Source organism: Variovorax paradoxus, assembly GCF_029919115.1.
Taxonomy (GTDB): Bacteria; Pseudomonadota; Gammaproteobacteria; order Burkholderiales; family Burkholderiaceae_C; genus Variovorax; species Variovorax paradoxus_O.
The window spans coordinates 2119220-2138857 of sequence record NZ_CP123990.1; the positions used below are offsets into that span (position 1 = coordinate 2119220).

Below are 19638 nucleotides of genomic sequence, written 5' to 3' on the forward strand. Positions count from 1 at the left end.
GGTTCAGGCTTGCGCCGAAGAGGCGCAGTCGGCCGGAGCGCCGTTGTTGCTCTCGCGCCAGTCGAGCGACCGGCTCCAGAGCGCGATTGCCAGGCCAACGAGCGTGAGGAGCGCAGCCACCCAGCCGAGCGCACGCAATCCCGGGCCGTGGTCGATGACTGCGCCTCCCATCCATGCGCCGAGTGCGTTGCCCAGGTTGAAGGCCGCGATGTTCAGGCTCGACGCCAGGTTCTGGCCCGCGCCCGAAGCCTTCTCGAGCACGCGCAGCTGCATGGGCGCCACCGTCGCGAAAGAAGCGATGCCGAGCAGGCCGACGAACACCACGGCGGTGAACGGCGTGGCGATGGTGAATTGCATTGCGCCGAGCACGCCGGCCAGCGCCACCAGCGTGCCGATCACGGCGGGCATCGTTGCGCGGTCGGCCAGCTTGCCGCCAAGAATGTTGCCCACGGCAAGGCCGCCGCCGAACACCAGCAATATCGGTGATACCGCCGATTCAGGCAGGCCGGTGACTTGCGTCAGCAAGGGCTGGATGTAGGTGAACACCACGAACACGCCCGCGAAGCCGAGCACCGTCATCGCAAGGCCCAGCAGCACCTGGGGCCGTGCGAGCACCGCAAGCTCATCGCGCAGCGGTGCCGGCTTGGCCTCGCCCTTGACGCGGGGCACAAAGAGCGCGAGCACTGCAAATGCCAGCACGCCAATCAGCGTCACAGCCCAGAAGGTGGCGCGCCATCCGTACTGCAGGCCGAGCCATGCACCCGCCGGCACGCCGAGCAGCGTGGCGGCCGTGAGGCCGGTGAACATGATGGCGATGGCCGAGGCGCGGCGCTCCGGCGCCACGAGGCCCGTGGCCACGACCGAGCCCACGCCGAAGAAGGTGCCATGCGCGAGCGATGTGATCACACGCGCGGCCATCAGCAGCTCGTAGTTGGGCGCGAGCGCGCAAGCCAGGTTGCCGAGCGTGAAGATTGCCATCAGCGCCAGCAGCACCGTTTTGCGCGGCAGCTTGCGGGTGGCAATGGTGAGCATGGGCGCGCCGACCGCAACACCGAGCGCATAGCCCGAAATCAGCAAGCCGGCGGCGGTGATGGAGACATGGAGATCCGCCGAGACCTGCATCAGCAGGCCCATGATGACGAATTCGGTGGTGCCTATTCCGAAGGCACCGGCGGTAAGGGCGAGTAGAGCGATTGGCATGATGGCTCTACTGTGCGGGTTATCCCCATGGATGACTAGAATGCCGGCTGTACATAGACTTGTGAATTGAAGTCACAGCTGAAAGCCGAGGAGCCGCCATGCCGCGTATCGATGTGAACCGCTCCGGTGAAATGGAGGCCTTCGTGCAGGTGGTCGAATCCGGCGGGTTTTCTGCCGCGGCACGGCTGCTCGACATGACGCCTTCCGCGGTGAGCAAGCTCGTCGCGCGGCTCGAATTGCGGCTTGGCATTCAACTGGTGCACCGCTCCACGCGCAAGCTGCAGCTTACGCCCGAAGGCCTGCATTTCTACGAGCGCAGCACGCGGGTGCTGGCCGACATGGACGAGGCCGAGCGCTGCGCCGCCGCGGGCGCCGCGCCGCGCGGGCGGGTGAGCATCAACGCGAGCGTGTCTTTCGGGCACCACAAGCTGGTGCCGCTGGTGCCCAGGCTGCTCGAGCTGCATCCGCAAATCACGCTGGACATTGCGCTGACCGACCGCATCGTCGACCTGATGGACGAGCGTGCCGACATCGCGATCCGCTGGGGGCAGTTGCCGCCTTCAGACCTGGTGGCGCGGCGCCTCGGCGAAACCAGCCAGGCGATCGTGGCCTCGCCCGATTACCTTGCCAAGTACGGCACGCCGCACACGCCGCAGGAGCTGGAGGCGCACAACAGGTTGGGCTGGAGCTACCGGCGCAATACGCCTGATTGGCCATTACGTGTCGATGGACGGATGATCTCGCTGCCCGTAGCCGGCCCGGTGCGCGCGGGCGATGGCGAAACCTTGCGGCAGCTGGCCATTGCCGGCGCGGGCGTGGCACGGCTGTCGCTGTATCACATCCAGCACGACATCGATGCGGGCCGGCTGGTGCCGCTGCTGCAGGAATTCAACCCCGCCGAGGTGGAGCCGATCCACGCGGTGTACATCGGCAAGGCCGGCACCTTGCCAGCACGCGTGCGCGCGGTGCTCGACTTTCTGGTGGCGTGCTCGGGCGTGGGGGGAGGGCGCTACACGATCAAGCGAACCGAGCCGATGCCCGCAAATTCCGCGGTTACCTGATCGCCGCGGCGGCAGGGCACGATGCCGACCCACGACCCTGTGGTGACGACGGTGCCGGCCGGCGCGCTTTGCCCATGGCGCGTGATGTGGCGCAGCCAGATGGGCAGCAGCCATGCGGGGTCGGCCAGCGGATGGGTGCCTTCGCGCACCACGGTTTCCGAATTGCCGACTTTGGTTTCGCAGCGCTGCGAAGCCCAATCGAAGGCCGCATAAGGCTGCCATTCGCCGAGAACCAGCGCGCCATGCACTTGCGAATCCGCAAGGCGCAGCAACGGGGGCGTAGCGGCCAGGTCTTGCCAGCGCGAATCGACGATTTCCACCGAGACCGCCATGGCATCGATCACCGAAGCCGCGTCCTGGTGGTCGAGCTTCGCGGCCATTTCCGGTGTCACGTCCTGTCCGAGCCGCAGGGCGATTTCAGCTTCGATGCCGGGCGCGTGAAAAACCAGGTCGCTGAAGTCCGCCGGGCTCTTGCGCACGCCGTGTGGCGGCAGCGGCGCATGCGTGAGCGTCGCGCTTCTGGAGGCGCCGCCGGATTTCCAATGTGCCGGGACGGCACGGTCACCAAACCAGCCTAGCGCGGAGGCGATTGCGTCCTGCACTTCGTAGGCTTGGGCTGCGTCTTGAAGCACATCGGTCCAGGGGGCGGCATCGAGAGTGGTGTTGCTGCGACGGGCTGCAGCGAGCGCATCGGTCAGGGCTGTCATTTGTGAGGTCATTTGGGGATTTTGTCAGTTGTGTTTGGGGCGAGTGCAAAGGCCACCGGGCACTCCCCTCCGCGAATGTCCCCCGCCTTCGGCTCCTCCTTTATTTCGCTGCGCCGGGGCTGCGCCCCTCCTCCTTTATTTCGCTGCGCGGAGCACCCGATGCCCTGTGCACTGGGGCACGTCGCTGGTGTACCGCTGATCAACGACTGCTCTTTGCATCGCACCCGCTGGCGGGGTGCCTTGCGCAGCGAAATAAAGGAGGAGGCCGCAGGCCGGGGGACATTCGGAGGGGCGCAGCCCCGGGGGACATTCGCGGAGAAAGGTACCCCGTCGGCGGGTGCGCCGCCCTGAATCCCTAAGCCCCGGGAACCCCGAAGAGGCACCACGTCAAGTGTCCACATGCACCTTGCCATCCTTCACCACCTTGGCCCACTTGGCGATTTCGGTGGCAATGAACTGCTTGAACTTGTCTTGTGAACCGCCACCGTCTTCCGCGCCATAGGTGTCGAGCTTTTCCTGCACGTCGGGCATTGCGAGCACCGTGTTGACGTCGCGGTTGACCTTGTCGGCCACCGGCTGCGGCAGCTTGCCCGGGCCTGCCAGGCCGTACCAGGTGGTGGCCTCGAAACCGGCGAAGCCCTGCTCCTGCATGGTGGGAACGTTGGGGTGGCCCTTGGCTCGTTTGGCTCGGGTCTGCGCCACGGCCAGGACGCGGCCGCTTTTTACGTGCGGCGTGGCTGCGGTCATGGTTTCGAAGCTGTATTGAATCTGGCCGCCCATCAGGTCGGCCAAGAGCGGGCCGCTGCCCTTGTACGGCACATGCAGCGCATCCACCTTGGCCTGCAGCTTGAACATTTCCAGTGCCAGGTGCTGTGCCGAACCGGCGCCCGCGGAGCCGAAGCTCACCGTGCCTGGAGCGCCCTTGCAAGCGGTCACGATGTCGTTCACCGTGAGTGCCTTCTGCGCCGGGCTCGCAATCAGCAGGTTGGGCGTGACACCCACCAGCACGATCGGCACGAAGTCGCGCTCCACGCTGTAGCGCAGCTTGGGCTGCAGGCTGGGCGCGAGCGCGTGGCTGTTGATGTGCGCCATGAGCAGCGTGCTGCCGTCGCTGGGCTGCTGCGACACGTATTCGGCCGCCAGCACGCCCGCCACGCCGCCCTTGTTCTCGACGATGACCTGCTGGTTCCACATCGTCGTGAGCTTTTGCGCCACCACGCGCGCAAGCGCATCGGTGCCCCCGCCCGGCGGAAACCCCACCACGATGCGCACCGGCCCGCTGGGCCACTCCTGCGCAAAGAGCCGGGGCACGCCCAGCGTGGCGGCCGCGGCACCCGCGGCTTGAATCAGCGAACGTCTCTGCATCATCTTTGTCTCCAGTGTGTGGTGGGTCCGATGCGTGCCTGACTGGATGCCAGGCAAGGGTGTCGGCCGCCGCGCCGTTCGAGCGACGTGTTGCGGCCGGGCGTGAACGGGTTCGTGCGCTACGCGGCCTTTTGCAGTGCCGGGGATGCGGCGTGGCTCGCGAAATGGTCCATGGCCGCGTGCACACCGCTGCCCGCCAGCTTGATGCCCGCGAGCTTCATGCCCATTTCGACGCCCGCCACCATCGCGACCAGCGTCAGGTCGTTGCTGTCACCCAGGTGGCCCATGCGGAACATGCGGCCCTTGAGTTTGCCGAGGCCGGTGCCCAGCGACAGATCGAAGCGCTGGTGAATCAGGCGGCGCAGCGCATCGGCATCGACGCCCTCCGGGGTGATCACGCCGGTGAGCACGGGCGAGTACACGGCAGGGTCTGCGCACTGGATCGGCAGGCCCCAGGCGTTGACCGCCGCGCGCACGCCGGCGGCCCAGCGCTGGTGGCGCGCAAATACGTTGTCGAGCCCTTCGCCGAGCAGCATGTCGAGCGATTCGGAAAGGCCGTAGAGCAGGTTGGTGTTGGGCGTGTAGGGCCAGTAGCCGTCCCTGTTCATCTCCACGATCTCGTCCCAGGCCCAGAACGCGCGTGGCAGCCTGGCGGTTTTCGAGGCTTCGAGCGCACGCGGCGAAAGCGCGTTGAAGCTGATGCCGGGCGGCAGCATCAAACCCTTTTGCGAGCCGCTGATGGTGACGTCCACACCCCATTCGTCATGCCGGAAATCGGCGCTTGCGAGGCCGGAGATGCTGTCGACCATCAAGAGGGCCGGGTGGCCCGCCGCATCGATGGCCTTGCGCACCGAGGCGATGTCCGAGGTGACGCCTGTGGAGGTTTCGTTGTGCACCACGCACACGGCCTTGATCTTCTTTTCGGTGTCCTTGCGAAGGCGCGCCTCGATGAGATCGGCCTGCACGCCGCGGCGCCAGCTGGGCGCGGCGGGCAGTTGGTCGTCCTTGCCCGTCCATGCGAGGAACTCGGTCGACAGGCCGAGCCGCGTGGCCATTTTTTGCCACAGCGATGCGAAGTGCCCGGTTTCGTACATCAGCACGTGGTCGCCCGGGCTCAGCGTGTTGGCCAGCGCGGCCTCCCAGGCACCGGTGCCCGAAGCGGGGTAGATCGCGACTGGATGTTTCGTCTTGAAGATCTGCTTGATGCCGCCGAGCACCTTGAGACCCAGCGTGCCGAACTCGGGCCCGCGGTGGTCGATGGTCGGCAGGCTCATGGCCCGCAGGATGCGATCGGGCACCGGGCTGGGGCCGGGAATCTGGAGGAAGTGGCGGCCGGTGGGATGGATGTCGAGTTGCAGCATGGACTGTCCTTTCGCTTTCAGTTTTGCATTCAAAATCGAATAAAGCATGATGGTTTACCCGTAGTAAGACGGATTGCGGCTAAGGTTTTTTGCATTCAAAATGCATTCGAGGGAAACAGACATGACCGCCGACATCATCGAAATCTCACGCCTTGCACTGCACGACCAGGTAGCTTCGCGCCTGCGCACGATGCTCGTCGAAGGGCACATTGCTCCGGGCGCAAAGCTCAACGAGCGCGAGCTGTGCCTGCAGCTGCGCGTGTCGCGCACGCCGCTGCGCGAGGCCATCAAGCTGCTGGCGGCCGAAGGGCTGGTCGACCTGCTGCCCAACCGCGGCGCCGTGGCGGTCAAGCTCACCGAAGCCGACGTGCTCAACACCTTCGAAGTGCTGGCCATGCTCGAAGGCATGTCGGGCGAGCTGGCGGCCAAGCGCATTACCGATGAAGAACTGGCCGAGGTGCGCGCGCTGCACTACGAAATGATGGCCTGCTTCGCGCGGCGCGATCTCTCGGGCTACTACCGCCTCAATGCGCGCATTCACACCGCCATCAACGAGGCCGCGGGAAACCCGGTGCTGGCCAGCACCTACCGTTCCATCAATGCCCGCGTGCAGTCGCTGCGCTTTCGCACCAACCAGAACGACGCCAAGTGGAAGCATGCGGTCGAAGAGCATGAGCAGATGGTCAACGCGCTGGCCACGCGCGACGCACCGGCAATGCGCAAGGTGATGGTCGCGCACCTCATGCGCAAGCGCGACACGGTGCTGGAGCTGATGCGCGCCGGCGAAATCTACCCACAGACCCACAAAGCGAGCTGACCCCACACCATGCGCGTCGATCCCGCCAGCCACATCCAGCCCGCCGGAACCGTTCTTCCGCCCAATGAAACTTGCGATGCGCTCGCACGCCGGCTGCGCGCCGAAACGCAGGGCGAGGTGCTGTTCGACGACGGCTCGCGCGGGCGCTACGCCACCGATGCGTCGATCTACCAGATCATGCCCGTGGGCGCGTTCGTGCCGACCAACGACCAGGACATTGCAACGGCCATCGACATTGCGCGCGAGCTGAAGGTGCCCGTGCTCGCGCGTGGCGGCGGCACCAGCCAGTGCGGCCAGACCACCGGCGCCGCACTGGTCATCGACAACAGCAAGCACTTCCGCCGCGTGCTCGACGTGAACGTGGAAGAGGGCACCGCCACCGTCGAGCCCGGCCTGGTGCTCGACCACCTGAACGCGCAGCTCAAGCCGCACGGCCTGTGGTACCCGGTCGATGTGTCGACCAGCGCGCAGGCCACGCTGGGCGGCATGGCCGGCAACAACTCCTGCGGCTCGCGCTCCATTGCCTACGGCAACATGGTGCACAACGTACTGGGCGCGAGCGCCTGGCTTTCGAGCGGCGAGCTGGTGGAGTTTGGCCCACAGGCCACGTTGGGCCCGCGCGCGGATGGCATTGCGCAGTTCGTGCACGGGCTGGCCGTCGAGCATCGCGAACAGATCCACGCCAACTGGCCCAAGGTGCTGCGCCGCGTGGCCGGCTACAACCTCGACATCTTCGACAACCAGAACGAGCGGCCCTATACCGCCGACGGCAGCGTGAACCTTGCGCACCTGCTGATCGGCGCGGAAGGCACGCTGGCCTATACGAAGAGCCTGAAGCTCAAGCTCGCGCCGCTGCCGCGCGCCAAGGTGCTGGGCATCGTGAATTTTCCGACCTTCCATTCGGCCATGGATGCGGCGCAGCACATCGTGAAGCTCGGCCCCACGGCGGTGGAGCTGGTCGACCGCACGATGATCGAGCTGAGCCTTGCCAACCCGGCCTTCAAGCCCACGGTGGAAACGGCGCTGATCGGCAAGCCGGCGGCCATTCTGCTGGTGGAGTTTGCGGGTGCTGAAAAGGCCGGGCTGCTGCCGCGGCTCAAGCAACTTGTCGAGCTCATGGGCGACCTGGGGCTGCCCGGCAGCGTGGTCGAAATGCCCGACGACGCGCGCCAGAAAAACCTGTGGGAAGTGCGCAAGGCCGGCCTCAACATCATGATGAGCCTGAAGGGCGACGGCAAGCCGGTGAGCTTCATCGAAGACTGCGCCGTGCCGCTCGAGCACCTGGCCGAATACACCGACGCGCTGACCGAAGTGTTCGCCCGGTACGGCAGCCGCGGCACCTGGTATGCGCATGCTTCAGTAGGCACGCTGCACGTGCGGCCGATTCTCGACATGCGCGCAGACGGCGGCGCCAAGATGCGAGCCATTGCCGAAGAAGCCGCCGCGCTGGTGCGCAAATACAAGGGCGCCTTCAGCGGTGAGCATGGCGACGGCCTGTGCCGCGGCGAATGGATCGAATGGCAGTTCGGCCCCGCCATCAACGAGGCGTTTCGCGCCATCAAGCAAAAGCTCGATCCGGCCAATCTTTTCAACCCCGGCAAGATCATCGATACGCCGCGCATGGACGACGGCGCGCTGTTCCGCTTTGCGCCGCCCACCGCGCCCAAGCCCTACAAGCGCATCGAACTCAAGCCCGTGCTCGACTGGTCGGTCTGGAACGTCAACGCCGATCCGGTGACCGAGCAGACCACCGCGCCCGGTACCGGGGGTGACAGCACGGGCGGCCTGGCCAAGGCCGCGGAAATGTGCAACAACAACGGCCACTGCAGAAAGTTCGACGCCGGCACCATGTGTCCGAGCTACCGCGTGACGCGCGACGAGCAGCACCTGACGCGCGGCCGTGCCAACACGCTGCGGCTAGCCCTCTCGGGTCAGCTCGGCGCCGACGCCTTCACCAGCGAAGAGATGCACGAGACCATGGACCTGTGCGTCGGCTGCAAGGGCTGCAAGCGCGACTGCCCGACCGGCGTGGACATGGCGAAGATGAAGATCGAGTTTCTCGACCACTACAAGAAGCGCCACGGCTACACGCTGAAGGACAAGATCGTGGCGTACATGCCCGACTACGCGCACAAGGCCAGCCGCTTGCCGTGGCTCATGAACCTGCGCAACACCTTGCCCGGCGCAGCCTGGCTGGGCGAAAAGCTGCTGGGTTTTTCCGCACGACGATCGCTGCCCGAATGGCGCTCCGACACCTTCTGGCGCACCAAGGCCGACCTGCACGGCATGTTCGCCAGCCGCGAGGCGGTGCTTTCGGTACAGGCCAGCGGCGGCAAGGCCGCGGTGCTTTTCGTCGACACCTTCAACGGCACTTTCGAAAGCGAGAACGCGCTGGCCGCAGCGCGCGTACTCAAGGCCGCGGGCTACACGCTGCACACGGTCGAGAAGAGCGGCGGGCACTACTGCTGCGGCCGCACCTTCCTGGCGAGCGGCATGGTTGCGGAAGCCAAGCGCCGCGCCGGGGCACTGATCGATGCGCTCAGGCCGCTGGCCGATGCGGGCATTCCCATCGTCGGGCTCGAGCCCTCATGCCTGCTCACGCTGCGCGACGAAACCCTGGTGATGGGCTTCGGCAAGAAGGCCGAGGTGGTCGCCAGGCAGGCGCTGCTGTTCGAAGAGTTCATTGCGCGCGAGTTGAAGGCCGGCCGCTTTGCGCTTGCGCTCACGCCCGCCACGGCACCGATCCTGCTGCACGGCCATTGCCACCAGAAGGCCTTTGGCGCCGTGAGCCCGGTGCTGGAGGTGCTGCGGCTCATTCCCGGCGCCGAGCCCGAACTGATCGAAAGCTCATGCTGCGGCATGGCGGGGAGCTTTGGCTACGAGGCGCGCCATATCGACGTATCGATGCAGATGGCAGAGGCCAGCCTGCTGCCGGCGATCCGCGCCAAGCCCGGCGCAACAGTGGTGGCCGACGGCACCAGCTGCCGCCACCAGATCGGCGACGGCGCGCAGCGCGAAGCCGTGCACGTGGCCGTGCTGCTGGAGCGGCACCTGGCACCGCAAGCCACAGTCGGTTGAACGGCCTGCGCGGCTGGCACAAAATGGCGCAATGAACGATGAAGCATCGGCGACAACACCGGCAGTTGCGGCAGACCTCGGCTTCGCGCTGTTCGACACCGCAATAGGCACCTGCGCGCTCGCGTGGGGCCCGCGCGGGCTCATCGGCGTGCAGTTGCCAGAAGAAAGCGGGGCGCCCGCAACCCGCGCACGCATGCGGCGCCGCTTTCCGGATCTTGCCGAGGCGGAGCCGCCCGAGAGCGCGCAAAAGGCTGTCGCGGCCATTCAGGCGCTGCTGCAAGGCGCGCCCGACGACTTGGCAAATGTCGAGCTCGACATGAGCCGCGTGTCGGAATTCCATCAACGCATCTATGCCATCGCCCGCCGCATTCCGCCTGGCCAGACGCGCACCTATGGCGAAATTGCGGCCGAGCTGGGCGACAAGGGCCTTTCGCGCGCGGTAGGGCAGGCCATGGGCCACAACCCCTTCGCGCCGGTGGTGCCGTGCCATCGGGTGCTGGCCGCGGGCAACAAGCCCGGCGGCTTTTCGGCGGGCGGCGGCGCGCTGACAAAGCTGCGCATGCTCGGCATCGAGGGCGCGCGGCCGAACGGCATGGCGTCGCTTTTCTAGAAAAAACGGCGAAAGATCAAATCACATTCATGACCCACGCCATCGAAACCACCGAGCAGCTCGAAGCACTTTTCGGCCAGCCCGGCGAAGCCTCGCTCAAGAAAGAAGTGCAGTACCTGCACCCGGCCTACCAGGCGTTGATTGCCGCGTCTCCGTTTGCGGTGCTCGCCACCTGCGGCCCTGGCGGCCTCGATGCTTCGCCGCGCGGCGACGCGCCGGGCTTTGTGATCGTGCAAGACGAGAAAACCTTGCTGCTGCCGGAGCGACGCGGCAACAACCGCATCGACAGCCTTCGCAATATCGTGGGTGACTCGCGTGTGGCACTGCTGTTTCTTATTCCGGGCGTTGGCGAAACCTTGCGCGTGAACGGTAACGCGCGCATCACGGTGGCGCCCGAACTCATGGCACGCTTTGCGGTGGAAGGCAAGCTGCCGCAGTGCGTGATCGAGGTTCGGGTCGAAACCGTCTTCTTTCAATGCGCGCGCGCCATACAGCGCTCGAAGCTGTGGGCACCGCTGCCGGCCGACCAGCCACGCGAGGTGCCCACGCCCGGCGCCATCCTGTCGGCGCTGACCGATGCTGCGTTCGACGGCGCAACCTACGACCGCGAGTTGCCCGCGAGGCAGCGCGCTACCTTGTACTAGCGGGGTAGGGGTTAGCGGCCAGGGGGCAGGTGCTTCGCGCGCAAGGCGGCGGTAGTCACCGGAACATGCACGTTCCAGGCCTTGTGGGGCGGCGCAACCTGCGCGCAGCTGACCATCACATTCCGTCCCGTCATGCCGTAGCTGCGGGGCGTCCATTGTGTCTTGAGAGGAACCGCGCACCTGGCGACGAGGATCTTCAAGTTGGGATCGAGCGCGACCCCCTCGCCACGCCCGGCTGCGTTCTCCCTGGCGACAAAGCCGCGGGCTTCTTCCCGTATCTCGTACAGGCCGTGAATTTCGGCGGTGGAGCGGGCGTCTTCAATGCTCCACGAAGCCAGGCAGGGCGCAGATGCAACCAGCAGCACAAGAGGCGCGAGCAAGGTCGGAAACCCGCGCCCGGCAGCAGCGTGCTTCCTCATTCCTGCTTGGACGCCGCCTGCTCCGCCCTCATGATCTGGTGCCGCTGCCAATAGCGGCCGACAACGCCCTTGAAGTTTTCCTTCTGCTTGCCGAGACCGCCCACCTTTACCTTGGTGGTGCGCGCCCCCAGCATGCCCTTGTCGTGGTGTGTCACGACCAGCACATCGCCGAAGGTGTTGTCCTGGTAGGTGAGGTCCTTGACCTCGTCCCATCCGATGGTCGAGCCGCCGTCGACGCTCTGGTGCAGGCCCTCGTAGCTCACCTGCACGCTTTCATCGTTCTTCAGCGCAAACTCTACCGGCGGAAAGTGGCGCAGCACCACGGCGCGCTCTTCTTCCGTGGCGGGTTCGTAGCGGTAGGCAAGGCTCAGCTCGTGGTTCTGCACGAAGCGCTGCTCATAGTCGCTCCACAGGCGCGCCTCGATGTCGGCGGCAGTTTCGATCTCGTCGGCCCACGAGGCCTGCGGCGCGGTCGAGACGATGGTGCCGTAGTCGCTTTCGGGCACGTGATGCCCCACGTTGCGCATGCGCTCCAAGAGCGGCGGGTGAGTGTCGTAGGGGTGCGGCACGTCGGCGGTTTTCATCGTCTCGATGAACGCCTCCGAGCCCGCATACGGCGGCAGGCCCGCGGCCACGAAGCCGGCAATGCCGAGCGCCCCGTCATGCTGGCGGTTGTGCTCGAAGAGCTTCTGCTCCACGTCGCTGCGGTAGCTGGCATAGGCCGAAATCTTGATGAGCGACTGCACGATGGCGTTCGGCGCCGTCAGGCCCGCGGAGACGCGGTCGGCCTTGAATTCGCGCTCGCGGCTGTCGCGCGCCAGGGCAAACGAAAAGATCATGCGATACAGGCGCAGCAAGAAGTGCGCAACGATGGTCAGCCCGCCGCTGCGCATTTCCCAGGTGTATTGGTCGAACTGCTGCAGCTTGGGGCCGAGTGCGGCGCTGCTTCGGGTGTCGCCGCCGCCCAGGTGGGCCAGCTCGTGCGCGAGCACCGCATCGGCTTCGGTCTGGTCGAGTACGCGCAGCAGCGGAATGCTCACGAACAGCGTGCGGCCGTGCAGGGTCTGGCCGCGAACATCGCAGGGTGTCTCGGTCACGAAAAAGTTGGTGTCGATGCCGGCAACGATGTGGTCGGGCGGCGTGGTCTTCACGCGGGCGGCCAGTTCGCGGATGCGGTTCCACAAACGCGGCGCATCGGCTTCGGCAACCACTTCGCCTTCGATCACGTTGCCGAAGGGCAGCTTCTTGAACAGCGTGTAGATCGCATAGAAAACAGCCACCGCAGCCGCAATGCCGGCAATGGCGATCAGCTTGACGTAGTAGCGCTCCATGAAGTACGCGGTGAGCCAGAAGGACAGCCACACCAGCATGGAGCTCTGCAGCACGACTTCGACCGCGCTGGATAGCGTCATGAGCCGCCAGCCCGCCACAAAGCTGGCATAGCGAAGACCGCGGTTGGCAAAGGCGAGGGCGCCCAGCACAAGCGCGGCTGCCAGCAGCGCCGCGCCGAGCGCCAGCGTCCAGATGGCGGCGCGGTCGGCCCAATGGAACTGCCATTGCATCGAATAGGGCTTGCACACCTGGTCGTGAAAGTCCTTGTCTTCAGGCGCCGTGGCGCTGCAAGCCTTGGACAGCGGGTGGCTGCGATAGAACTCGGTGGTCTGCGCCTTGTCGCCGGCGGACAGGCGGGTGTCGGAAGCGATGCGCGCTTCGATTGCCTGCAAGAACTCGGCGTCTTGCGAGCGCAGCGCATATTCGGTGAAAACCAGGGTCGCCGCCGGAATGGCGAAGAGCGACACCAGCGTCAGTAGAAACACGCGAAAAAGGTCTTTATGGATCGTGCGCGCGACGGCCATGGGTACTCCCTCCAGGAGACAGTTGTTGTGAATCGTTGTAAATATCCGGGAAGCCGATAGCGTAGCGTCCGTTTGCTTTCTTGCGAATATCGGACAGCGCCCAGGCAAGCGGCGCGAATACCAAGTTCGTACTCTTTGTTCAGAATTAGCAACGGCCCGGCGGCGACCCCACGCCTGCACCGTTCGCCGGGCTTGGCGACAATCCGTCCAATGCGTTCTTCTCCCTTCTTCAAGATGGCCCTGCTGCTGGGCCTGCTCTCCGCCATCGGCCCCTTCGCCATCGACATGTACCTGCCCGCGCTGCCGGCGATCGGGCAAAGCCTGCACGCCGACATCGGCGCGGTGCAAATGAGCCTTACGGCATTTTTTCTCTCGCTGGGTGCGGGCCAGCTGCTGTACGGGCCGGTCTCGGACATGGTCGGTCGCAAGCCGCCGCTCTATGCCGGGCTGGTGCTGTTCGCGCTTGCGAGCATCGGCTGCGCACTGGCCACCGACATCCAGGCGCTGATCGTGCTGCGCTTTGTGCAGGGCCTGGGCGCTGCCGCGGGCATGGCGATTCCGCGCGCGGTGGTGCGCGACCTGCACACCGGCACCGACGCGGCACGGCTGATGTCGCTGCTGATGCTGGTTTTCAGCGTGTCGCCCATCCTCGCGCCGCTGGCGGGCAGCGCCGTGATTGCGGTGGCGGGCTGGCGCGGCGTGTTCTGGGCCGTGACCATTGCCGCTGCCGCCGGCCTTGCAATGATGGTTGCGCAGCTGCAGGAAACGCGGCCGCCGTCAGAGCGTGTTGAAAGCAGCCTGGGCAGCGCCTTGTCGGCCTACTGGCTGCTGCTGCGCGACTGGCACTACCTCGGGCTGGTGTTCATCGGCGGCTTTGCGCTGGCCGGCTTTTTCACGTACCTGGCGAATTCGTCGTTCGTGATGATCGACCACTACGGCCTGTCGCCCACGATGTACAGCGTGGCCTTCGGCGTGAACGCGGCGGCCTTCATCGGCGCCTCCCAGTTCACCGGTTCGCTCGGCGAGCGCTTCGGGCTGGTGGGCCTCGTCAAGTTTGGCGTGGTGGCCTCGTGCACGGCCATGGTCGCCATGTTCATCTGCTTTGCGACGGGCGGCGACAGCTTTTGGGTGCTGGTCGTTCTCTACTTCATTGCCTCGGGCTTCATGGGGCTGGTGATTCCGACCACCGGCGTGCTGGCGCTCGAAATGCACGGCGCCATTGCCGGCACGGCCTCGGCGTTGCTCGGTACGTTGCAGATGCTGACCGGCGCGCTGGCCATGGCGGTGGTGGGCCTGTTTACCGACGGGCGCCCGCTGCCCATGGTGGCCGGCATGGCCGGCGGCGCGCTGATTGCGCTGGTGCTGACCTGGCTCACGCTGGGGCGCGTGCCTTCGCAGCCCACGCGTAACGCACACGGAGCGCAAGAGGCTTGAACACCACGCGCGCAGGCGCCGAGGCTCGGGCGCCAGAAAGCAACGAGCCCGCGCAGCCCGTCGACGGGCTGGAGCAACCCGCGCGCCGCCGCGCGATGCTGGTCATCATCCTTGGCATCATGGTGGCGGTGCTCGACGGCACCATCGTCAACCTTGCGTTGCCGGGCATCGCACGCGAGCTCCAGGCCAGCCCCTCGCATGCGATATGGGTGGTCAACGCCTACCAGATTGCCACGCTCGTCATGCTGCTGCCGCTGGCGTCGCTGGGCGACCTGGTGGGCTACCGGCGCGTCTACCTGGTGGGCATGGCGGTGTTCACGGTGTCGTCCATCGGCGCCACTTTTGCCGATTCGCTCGGCACCTTGATTGCCGCACGCACGTTTCAAGGGCTGGGGGCGGCGGGCATCATGAGCGTGAATGCGGCGCTGGTGCGGCTGACCTTTCCTTCGGCATTGCTGGGGCGGGGCATGGCGATCAACTCGATGGTGGTTGCCACATCTTCGGTGGCAGGCCCCTCGGTGGCGGCGGCCATCCTGTCGGTGGCTTCATGGCCGTGGCTCTTTGCCATCAATGTGCCGCTCGGATTGCTCGTCTTCACGCTGGGAATGAAGGCGCTGCCGTTCAACCGCGTGGCGCCGGCCGCGGGGCTGCGCTTCTCGCCGGTGGATGTGGCGCTGAACGTGCTGATGTTCTCGCTGGTGTTCCTGGGGGTGGACCACCTGGGGGTGCGCGAGGGCGGCGCGGCGGCAGCCGGCGGTTCGCACGCGTCCGCCTGGCTCATCCTGCTGGCCGGCCTGGCGGTCGGTTTCTTCTACCTGCGGCGGCAGCGAACGCTGGCGGTGCCGCTTTTCCCCATCGACCTGCTGCGCATTCCGGTGTTCGCGCTTTCAATGGGCACTTCGGTGGCCGCTTTCTGTGCGCAGATGCTGGCCTATATCGGCTTGCCGTTCCTGCTGCTCGACGTATATGGCCGCAGCCACATCGAGGCCGGTTTGCTCATTACCGCCTGGCCGCTGGCCATCGTGGTGATGGCGCCGCTGGCGGGCCGGCTGATCGGGCGCTATCCCGACGGACTCCTGGGCGGCATCGGGCTGGGCCTGCTTGCCGCCGGGTTGGCGCTGCTTGCGGCGCTGCCGGCGCAGCCGGGCAATGCCGACATTGCATGGCGCATGGCGCTGTGCGGCCTGGGGTTCGGCCTGTTCCAGTCGCCCAACAACCACACCATTGTGACCTCGCCGCCGGCGCACCGCAGCGGCGCGGCCAGCGGCATGCTGGGCACGGCGCGGCTCACGGGCCAGACGCTGGGCGCCGTGGTGCTGGCGGGCGTGTTCAGCGTCTGGAGCCCGCATGGCGGCCACGGGCCGGTGGTAGCCCTGGTGCTGGCGGCCTGCTGCGCCGGCGTGGCGGCGGTTTTCAGCACCCTGCGGCTAAAGACGACGGGACAGCATGGCTGAATAGGGTAGGGTACGGCCCCATGACGGAAGTACCTGAAACCGTGGTTTGCCCGGGCTGCGATGCGGTCTTCAGCCGCGCGCCCCTCGCGCCGCGCGAGGTTTCGCGCTGCGCCCGCTGCGGTACCGAGCTTTACCGCCATGCCGGCGACCAGCAGCGCCGCATCCTGCCGCTGACGGTGGCGTCGCTCATCATGTTTGCCATTGCCAACCTGTTTCCCATCGTCGAGATCGAGCTGAAGGGCCTGCGCAGCGAAACCACCCTGGTCGGCGCGGTGGTGGTGCTGAGCACGGAGGGCATGTCGCCGGTGGCGTTGCTGGTGCTGGCGACCACGCTTCTTTTTCCGCTGCTGCAGCTTTGCATATTGGGCTATCTGCTGGTTCCGCTGCAGCGCGAGCACCGGCCGGCCGGCTTTGCCATTCTGGTGCGCGCCATGCAGACGCTGCGGCCCTGGGGAATGATCGAGGTATTCCTGCTGGGCGTGCTGGTGGCCATCGTCAAGCTGTCGAGCATGGCCACCGTGGTGGCCGGGCCGGCGCTCTGGGCGTTTGTTGCGCTCACGGTCCTGCTCACGGCGGTGCTTTCGTTCAATCCCAACGCCTTCTGGGAAATGACCTTTCGCCCGCCCGGCGAGCCAAAGGAGGATGCGGCGTGATCGGCCCCTTTCTCCATCCGCATGACGACGGCGACGAAGCCCCGGTGGCCACGGCGGCCTCGCTCGGCCTTGTGGCCTGCCCGCATTGCGACGCCGTGTGGCGCAATGCCGCCGAAGGAGAACCTTGTGGCCGCTGCGGCACCCGCCTGTACACGCGCAAGCCCTACAGCCTGAGCCGTACCTGGGCCTTCCTGATTGCGGCCTGCATCATGTACATACCGGCCAACCTGCTGCCGGTGATGATCACGCGCACGCTGTTCGGCGCGCAGTACGACACCATCCTGAGCGGTGTGATCTATTTCTGGGTCTCGGGCGCCTACGGGCTGGCGGCCATCATCTTCATCGCGAGCTTCCTGGTGCCGCTGTTCAAGCTCACGGTACTGATCCTGCTCGCGGTGCTCGCACAGCGCGCGAGCGACTGGCGCAGGCCCGAGCGCGCCAAGCTCTATCACATCGTCGAGATCATCGGCCGCTGGTCGATGCTCGACGTGTTCGTGGTGTCGCTGCTCACCGGGCTGGTGCAGATCCAGGGCTTTGCGGTCATCAACGCGGGCGTGGGCATCGCGGCGTTCGGCTCGGTGGTGGTGCTCACCATGCTGGCCTCGCTGAGCTTCGACCCCAGGCTCACATGGGACAGCAAAGAGCAGCAGCAAGCCCAGCGGCAGCGAAATGAACCCGCACCCGACAACAGGGAAGAAAAGCCAGCATGAGTGAAGAAGAAGTCAAACCGAACGACAACCAGGCCCCGCCCGGCTTGCCGCCGCCGCGCGTGGTGCGGCGGCGCCAGTGGCTGCCTTCGCTGATCTGGCTGATTCCCATCGTTGCGGCGCTGGTCGGCGTGATGCTTATCGCCAAGATATTGATGGAGCGCGGGCCCGAGATCGTGCTCACCTTCGACACCGCCGAAGGCCTGGAAGCCGGAAAGACAGCCGTCAAGTACAAGGATGTGCAGATCGGCACCGTGCAGAGCCTGCGGCTTGCGCGCGATCGCTCGCACGTACGGGTGATCGTGCAGTTGAACAACGAAGCCAAGAGCTTCACCGCCGAGGATTCGCGCTTCTGGGTGGTGCGGCCGCGGCTCGACACCTCCGGCATTTCAGGCCTGGGCACGTTGCTTTCAGGCGCATACATTGGCGCCGACGCAGGCGTATCGACCGAAACCGCGAGCGAGTTCAAGGGCCTGGAAGTGCCGCCCATCGTCACGCGCGACGCCTCTGGCCAGCAGTTCTTGCTGCGCGCCACGGATATCGGTTCGCTCGATGTGGGCTCGCCCGTGTATTTCAGGCGCATCAAGGTGGGCCAGGTGGCCGCCTATGAACTCGACGGCGACGGCCGCGGGGTCACGCTGCGCATCTTCGTCAACGCGCCGTACGACAAGTTCGTGGGCGTGAACACGCGCTTCTGGCAGGCGAGCGGCATCGATGCGCAGCTGAGCGCGAGCGGCTTTACCCTGCGCACCCAATCGCTTGCCACCATCTTGCTGGGCGGCATTGCCTTCAAGGCGCCGGACGACGCCATGGGCCCGCTGGCCAAGGAAAACACGGCCTTCACGCTTGCCGAAGACGAAACCACGGCCATGAAGGAGCCCGACGGTCCGCCGCAGACGCTGCTGATGTACTTCAACCAGTCGCTGCGCGGCCTCACGCCGGGCGCGCCGGTCGACTTCCGCGGCGTGGTGATCGGCGAGGTCAAGTCTATTGGGGTGGAGTTCGATCGCGCCGAGCGGGAGTTCCGCATGCCGGTGCTGGTGCAGGTCTACCCGGACCGCCTGCGCCGCCGCGCCGGTGAAACTGGTGTCGAGTCGCGCGCCACGCAGCAGGAGCGCTTGCGCTTTTTGGCCGAGAAGGGCCTTCGCGCGCAGTTGCGCAACGGCAATCTGCTGACCGGCTCGGTGTACGTCGCGCTCGACTTTTTCCCGAAGGCGCCCCCGGCGAAGATCGACGTGACGAAGAACCCGATCGAGCTGCCCACCATGGCCAACAGCCTCGACGAGATCCAGTCGCAGGTGCAGGAGATTGCGAGCAAGCTCAACAAGGTGCCCTACGAACAGATTGCGGCCGACCTGCGAACCACGCTCACCACGCTGAACAAGACGCTCGCCAGCACCGAGCAAGCCGTGACGCGCATCAACACCGACGTAACGCCCGAGCTTGCCGCCGCCATGAAGGACGTGCGCAAGACGGTCAACAACGCCGAGCGCACGCTGGCCGACGATTCGCCGCTGCAGCAGGACATGCGCCAGACGCTGCGCGAACTGACCCGCGCCGCCGGCTCGGTGCGCGTGCTCACCGACTACCTCGAGCGCCACCCCGAGTCGCTGCTGCGCGGCAAGCCGGACGACAAGAAATGAAGAAAAGACAACCGCTACTTTCCGGTGCCGTGGCCGCAGCGCTGTTGGTGCTTGCGGGCTGCGCGAGCAAGCCCGACAACTACTACACGCTGGCAAGCACGGTGCCGGCCGCCGAAGCCGCACCGTCGACCATCGGCACCGCCGCGCCGGTCTACATTGAACTGGCGCCGCTGGCCGTGCCCGAGCGGCTGGCACGGCCCCAAATGGTGGTGGGGCGCGCCAACGGCAGCGTGCAGGTCGATGTGCTCGAGCAGCACCGCTGGGCGGCATCGTTCGAGAACGAGCTGCGCGACGCATTGGCGAGCGGCATTGCCGCCCGGCTGGGCGCGCTCGACGTAACCAAGGGCGGCCGGCAAACATCGCAACCCGTGTGGCGCATTGCGGTGCAGGTGCGCCAGTTCGACGCCGTCGATGGCGGGCGCGTTGACGCAGGCTTCAGCTGGACGCTGCGGCGCTCCGATGAAACCCGCACCATGGTGTGCCAGCTCGACGTGGGCGAGGGCGTGGCAGGCGGCATCGATGCGGTGGCGCAGGGTGCGCAACGCATCACGGCGGCGGCTGCTGCTGCCATTGCGCGCAGTGTGGGCGCGGCAAGGGCGAATCCTGCAGCGACGGCTTGCCCGGCCTGA

At 66.3% G+C, this 19638-nt stretch carries 17 protein-coding genes; 11 read left to right on the top strand and 6 right to left on the bottom strand.

Going from position 1 to position 19638, the window contains the following annotated elements:
* Positions 1-3: 3 nt before the first annotated feature.
* Positions 4-1200 carry an MFS transporter gene (locus QHG62_RS10355; RefSeq protein ID WP_281150777.1) on the bottom strand — a complete coding sequence of 399 codons (1197 nt, stop codon included), beginning with the start codon at positions 1198-1200 and terminating at the stop codon, positions 4-6.
* Positions 1201-1298: 98 nt separating this feature from the next.
* On the opposite strand from QHG62_RS10355, the gene QHG62_RS10360 reads away from it, so the two are divergent.
* Positions 1299-2261 carry a LysR substrate-binding domain-containing protein gene (locus QHG62_RS10360; protein WP_281150778.1) on the top strand — a complete coding sequence of 321 codons (963 nt, stop codon included), beginning with the start codon at positions 1299-1301 and terminating at the stop codon, positions 2259-2261.
* On the opposite strand, the gene QHG62_RS10365 is transcribed toward QHG62_RS10360, so the two are convergent.
* The 3 genes from QHG62_RS10365 to QHG62_RS10375 all read right to left on the bottom strand — a co-directional run bounded on the left by QHG62_RS10365 (position 2210) and on the right by QHG62_RS10375 (position 5694).
* On the bottom strand, positions 2210-2980 hold the full coding sequence (locus tag QHG62_RS10365; RefSeq protein WP_281150779.1) for a fumarylacetoacetate hydrolase family protein: 771 nt from the start codon (positions 2978-2980) through the stop codon (positions 2210-2212). The genes QHG62_RS10360 and QHG62_RS10365 overlap by 52 nt on opposite strands.
* A gap of 375 nt (positions 2981-3355) precedes the next feature.
* Positions 3356-4333 carry a Bug family tripartite tricarboxylate transporter substrate binding protein gene (locus QHG62_RS10370; RefSeq protein WP_281151567.1) on the bottom strand — a complete coding sequence of 326 codons (978 nt, stop codon included), beginning with the start codon at positions 4331-4333 and terminating at the stop codon, positions 3356-3358.
* A 119-nt stretch (positions 4334-4452) separates the two neighbouring features.
* Complete coding sequence (locus tag QHG62_RS10375) at positions 4453-5694, bottom strand: pyridoxal-phosphate-dependent aminotransferase family protein (RefSeq protein WP_281150780.1); 1242 nt, start codon at positions 5692-5694, stop codon at positions 4453-4455.
* Positions 5695-5815: 121 nt separating this feature from the next.
* Here QHG62_RS10375 and QHG62_RS10380 point away from each other — a divergent pair, with 121 nt between their 5' ends.
* The 4 genes from QHG62_RS10380 to QHG62_RS10395 are packed head-to-tail and all read left to right on the top strand — an operon-like array spanning position 5816 to position 10843.
* Positions 5816-6511 carry a GntR family transcriptional regulator gene (locus tag QHG62_RS10380; protein ID WP_157613807.1) on the top strand — a complete coding sequence of 232 codons (696 nt, stop codon included), beginning with the start codon at positions 5816-5818 and terminating at the stop codon, positions 6509-6511.
* A gap of 9 nt (positions 6512-6520) precedes the next feature.
* Positions 6521-9589, top strand: coding sequence for an FAD-binding and (Fe-S)-binding domain-containing protein (locus QHG62_RS10385; protein ID WP_281150781.1), 3069 nt, complete (start codon positions 6521-6523; stop codon positions 9587-9589).
* 31 nt (positions 9590-9620) lie between these two features.
* Positions 9621-10199, top strand: a complete 579-nt coding sequence (locus QHG62_RS10390; protein ID WP_281150782.1) for a methylated-DNA--[protein]-cysteine S-methyltransferase — start codon at positions 9621-9623, stop codon at positions 10197-10199.
* 29 nt (positions 10200-10228) lie between these two features.
* Complete coding sequence (locus QHG62_RS10395) at positions 10229-10843, top strand: pyridoxamine 5'-phosphate oxidase family protein (RefSeq protein ID WP_281150783.1); 615 nt, start codon at positions 10229-10231, stop codon at positions 10841-10843.
* A gap of 11 nt (positions 10844-10854) precedes the next feature.
* On the opposite strand, the gene QHG62_RS10400 is transcribed toward QHG62_RS10395, so the two are convergent.
* Positions 10855-11262: a hypothetical protein gene (locus QHG62_RS10400; RefSeq protein ID WP_281150784.1), complete on the bottom strand. Its 408-nt coding sequence runs from the start codon at positions 11260-11262 to the stop codon at positions 10855-10857.
* Positions 11259-13118, bottom strand: coding sequence for a M48 family metallopeptidase (locus QHG62_RS10405; protein WP_281150785.1), 1860 nt, complete (start codon positions 13116-13118; stop codon positions 11259-11261). The genes QHG62_RS10400 and QHG62_RS10405 overlap by 4 nt, the downstream gene beginning before the upstream one ends.
* A 210-nt stretch (positions 13119-13328) precedes the next feature.
* Here QHG62_RS10405 and QHG62_RS10410 point away from each other — a divergent pair, with 210 nt between their 5' ends.
* The 6 genes from QHG62_RS10410 to QHG62_RS10435 all read left to right on the top strand — a co-directional run bounded on the left by QHG62_RS10410 (position 13329) and on the right by QHG62_RS10435 (position 19638).
* Positions 13329-14552, top strand: coding sequence for a multidrug effflux MFS transporter (locus QHG62_RS10410; RefSeq protein ID WP_281150786.1), 1224 nt, complete (start codon positions 13329-13331; stop codon positions 14550-14552).
* 95 nt (positions 14553-14647) lie between these two features.
* Positions 14648-16006, top strand: coding sequence for an MFS transporter (locus QHG62_RS10415; RefSeq protein ID WP_281151569.1), 1359 nt, complete (start codon positions 14648-14650; stop codon positions 16004-16006).
* Between the two features lie 20 nt (positions 16007-16026).
* The gene (locus QHG62_RS10420; protein WP_281150787.1) at positions 16027-16659 is read left to right on the top strand and encodes a paraquat-inducible protein A; all 633 of its coding nucleotides are present in this window, start codon (positions 16027-16029) and stop codon (positions 16657-16659) included.
* Complete coding sequence (locus tag QHG62_RS10425; protein ID WP_281151571.1) at positions 16659-17369, top strand: paraquat-inducible protein A; 711 nt, start codon at positions 16659-16661, stop codon at positions 17367-17369. The genes QHG62_RS10420 and QHG62_RS10425 overlap by 1 nt, the downstream gene beginning before the upstream one ends.
* Positions 17366-19009 (top strand): intermembrane transport protein PqiB, encoded by a 1644-nt coding sequence (locus QHG62_RS10430; protein WP_281150788.1) that lies wholly within the window; start codon positions 17366-17368, stop codon positions 19007-19009. Before QHG62_RS10425 ends, QHG62_RS10430 begins: the two co-directional genes overlap by 4 nt.
* Entirely contained in the window at positions 19006-19638 is a 633-nt protein-coding gene (locus QHG62_RS10435; protein ID WP_281150789.1) for a PqiC family protein, read from the top strand. The genes QHG62_RS10430 and QHG62_RS10435 overlap by 4 nt, the downstream gene beginning before the upstream one ends.

Coding starts and splice junctions, on each gene's coding strand:
- QHG62_RS10405 (WP_281150785.1), bottom strand. CDS start 13,118: ATGGCCGTCGCGCGCACGATCCATAAAGACCTTTTTCGCGTGTTTCTA.
- QHG62_RS10380 (WP_157613807.1), top strand. CDS start 5,816: ATGACCGCCGACATCATCGAAATCTCACGCCTTGCACTGCACGACCAG.
- QHG62_RS10385 (WP_281150781.1), top strand. CDS start 6,521: ATGCGCGTCGATCCCGCCAGCCACATCCAGCCCGCCGGAACCGTTCTT.
- QHG62_RS10375 (WP_281150780.1), bottom strand. CDS start 5,694: ATGCTGCAACTCGACATCCATCCCACCGGCCGCCACTTCCTCCAGATT.
- QHG62_RS10415 (WP_281151569.1), top strand. CDS start 14,648: ATGCTGGTCATCATCCTTGGCATCATGGTGGCGGTGCTCGACGGCACC.
- QHG62_RS10410 (WP_281150786.1), top strand. CDS start 13,329: ATGCGTTCTTCTCCCTTCTTCAAGATGGCCCTGCTGCTGGGCCTGCTC.
- QHG62_RS10370 (WP_281151567.1), bottom strand. CDS start 4,333: ATGCAGAGACGTTCGCTGATTCAAGCCGCGGGTGCCGCGGCCGCCACG.
- QHG62_RS10435 (WP_281150789.1), top strand. CDS start 19,006: ATGAAGAAAAGACAACCGCTACTTTCCGGTGCCGTGGCCGCAGCGCTG.
- QHG62_RS10390 (WP_281150782.1), top strand. CDS start 9,621: ATGAACGATGAAGCATCGGCGACAACACCGGCAGTTGCGGCAGACCTC.
- QHG62_RS10365 (WP_281150779.1), bottom strand. CDS start 2,980: ATGACCTCACAAATGACAGCCCTGACCGATGCGCTCGCTGCAGCCCGT.
- QHG62_RS10360 (WP_281150778.1), top strand. CDS start 1,299: ATGCCGCGTATCGATGTGAACCGCTCCGGTGAAATGGAGGCCTTCGTG.
- QHG62_RS10395 (WP_281150783.1), top strand. CDS start 10,229: ATGACCCACGCCATCGAAACCACCGAGCAGCTCGAAGCACTTTTCGGC.
- QHG62_RS10430 (WP_281150788.1), top strand. CDS start 17,366: ATGAGTGAAGAAGAAGTCAAACCGAACGACAACCAGGCCCCGCCCGGC.
- QHG62_RS10400 (WP_281150784.1), bottom strand. CDS start 11,262: ATGAGGAAGCACGCTGCTGCCGGGCGCGGGTTTCCGACCTTGCTCGCG.
- QHG62_RS10420 (WP_281150787.1), top strand. CDS start 16,027: ATGACGGAAGTACCTGAAACCGTGGTTTGCCCGGGCTGCGATGCGGTC.
- QHG62_RS10355 (WP_281150777.1), bottom strand. CDS start 1,200: ATGCCAATCGCTCTACTCGCCCTTACCGCCGGTGCCTTCGGAATAGGC.